The sequence below is a fragment of the Arthrobacter sp. HMWF013 genome (assembly GCF_003061105.1).
In the GTDB taxonomy this organism is placed as follows: Bacteria; Actinomycetota; Actinomycetes; order Actinomycetales; family Micrococcaceae; genus Arthrobacter.
Genome location: NZ_QAIQ01000711.1, coordinates 1 through 1,650, shown reverse-complemented (window position 1 = coordinate 1,650; position 1,650 = coordinate 1). Strand labels below are relative to the sequence as shown.

Here is a 1,650-nt window from a genome sequence, read left to right as displayed (position 1 = left end):
GGTGGAGGGAACGGGGGCGTCCGGTGCCGGAAGGGGCAGGTCGCTGGCTTTGGCGGGCAGGGTCAGGTGCGCCGCGCTGTTGTCCTTGGAGTTGTAGAACCACACGTCGCTGTCCCGCCGGATGACATCGCGTTCGGCGAGCCTGTCCACCACCTGGACGCGGACCTTTGCCGGCCCGTCCATGAAGATCCGGGCGGTGTGTTCGCCGGTCAGAAGCTCAGCGATGGAGGCAGCCCCACCGGCAGATGCCGGTCCTGATCTGGGACCGACGGCAGGCAGATCAGGCAGGCCCAGCTCGGAGGACTGCTCGATTGTTCCGGAAAATGACCTGGTGCTGTGCTGGCCCAAGAGGGTCAGGACCTCGGCGGCGGATTTCCCGGGTAATGGATCGCCCGCGCGCGCCGGAATGGATCCCGCCAGAACACCGGCCGCTATCACTGCAGGTACAGCTGCTGCGGGAACCCAGCGCAACCAGGTGCGTTTCATGCCAGACCCGTTTTCATCCGTGGAGCCCATACCTTCAGATTACGCCTGGCTGGCGCCGCGCACATCCCTAAGGCGCCGCCTCAACCGGAGGACAGTCCGGTTATGCGGGCACCACGGTGCCGGCCCCGCCGTCGACCGTAATCTTCTGGCCGGTGGCGAGCCGCAGGGTGGCGTCCGGAACGCCCACCACTGCCGGGATGCCGTACTCCCGCGCCACGACGGCCCCGTGTGAATTTGGACCGCCCATCTCCATGACCAGGCCACCGGCCGTCAGGAACAGCGGGGTCCAGCCGGGGTCGGTGGACGGTGCCACCAGGATCTCGCCCGGTTCCAGGTGTGCTCCCACCGGGTCCAGGATGACCCGGGCCGCTGCGGTGACCGTTCCTGCCGAGGCAGGGCTTCCCGCGAGAGCGCCCGGCACTGCGGGCATCCCCGGTGTTCCGGCCGGCTGCAGCGTCTCCGGTTCCGTTCCGTCCGAGAGGAGCACCCGCGGCACGTGGCGCCGCTCCAGTTCCTGCGCGTACGCGGCACGCCGCCGCGCCACCAGGGCCCGCAGGTCTGCCGGCCGCGTTCCGTCACCACCGGCAGGCACATCTGCGGCGTTCAGGATCCCGTGCGCCAGGCCGGCCCTGGCTTCAACCAGGTCCAGGAAGAACACGTCTTCCGCCTGGGCCACCACCCCGGATTCGACCAGCGCGGCGCCCACCATGGCCAGTTCCTTCCGCACTTCAGCAAGGCCAATCACCAGCAGGTACTTCGGCAGCTCGCGGAGCCCGGCAAACAGCCGGGCCCGCCGCAACGCCGCCCGCACCACTGCGCCGCGGAGCCGGCCCCGGGCACGCGCCTCGGCCACCAGGCGTTCCACACACGCCTCCGCCTCCTCGGCAGCATTGCTGAACTGGACATCCGGAGCCACGGATGAATTTTCGAGCCGAAGGTAGTTGGCCAGGACGCCGATAATGTGGGTGGGGTCATCTGACCAGCGGGGCATCCCGACGTCGATCTCCGCCACCGCGCGGTGCCCGTACTGGCCCATAAACCTCGCCAGGCCTGCCTGCAGCTCCGCGGGAAGCCCACCCGAGCGGTAGTCTGCGGCGACTTCTGCGGGTTCCCGGCCCGCCACCGCGGCGCGGGATCCGCCGTCGTTCCTGATGACCTGCGCGA

1 protein-coding gene and 1 pseudogene are annotated in these 1,650 nt (G+C 69.5%); both read right to left on the bottom strand.

Annotation, left to right across the window (positions count from 1 at the left end; genetic code table 11):
* Nucleotides 1-486: pseudogene (locus DBR22_RS23005) on the bottom strand (hypothetical protein); the annotation flags it as partial.
* A gap of 100 nt (nt 487-586) precedes the next feature.
* Nucleotides 587-1,650 (bottom strand): PEP-utilizing enzyme (locus DBR22_RS23000; protein ID WP_258229425.1); only part of this gene is annotated, 1,064 nt, incomplete at its 5' end.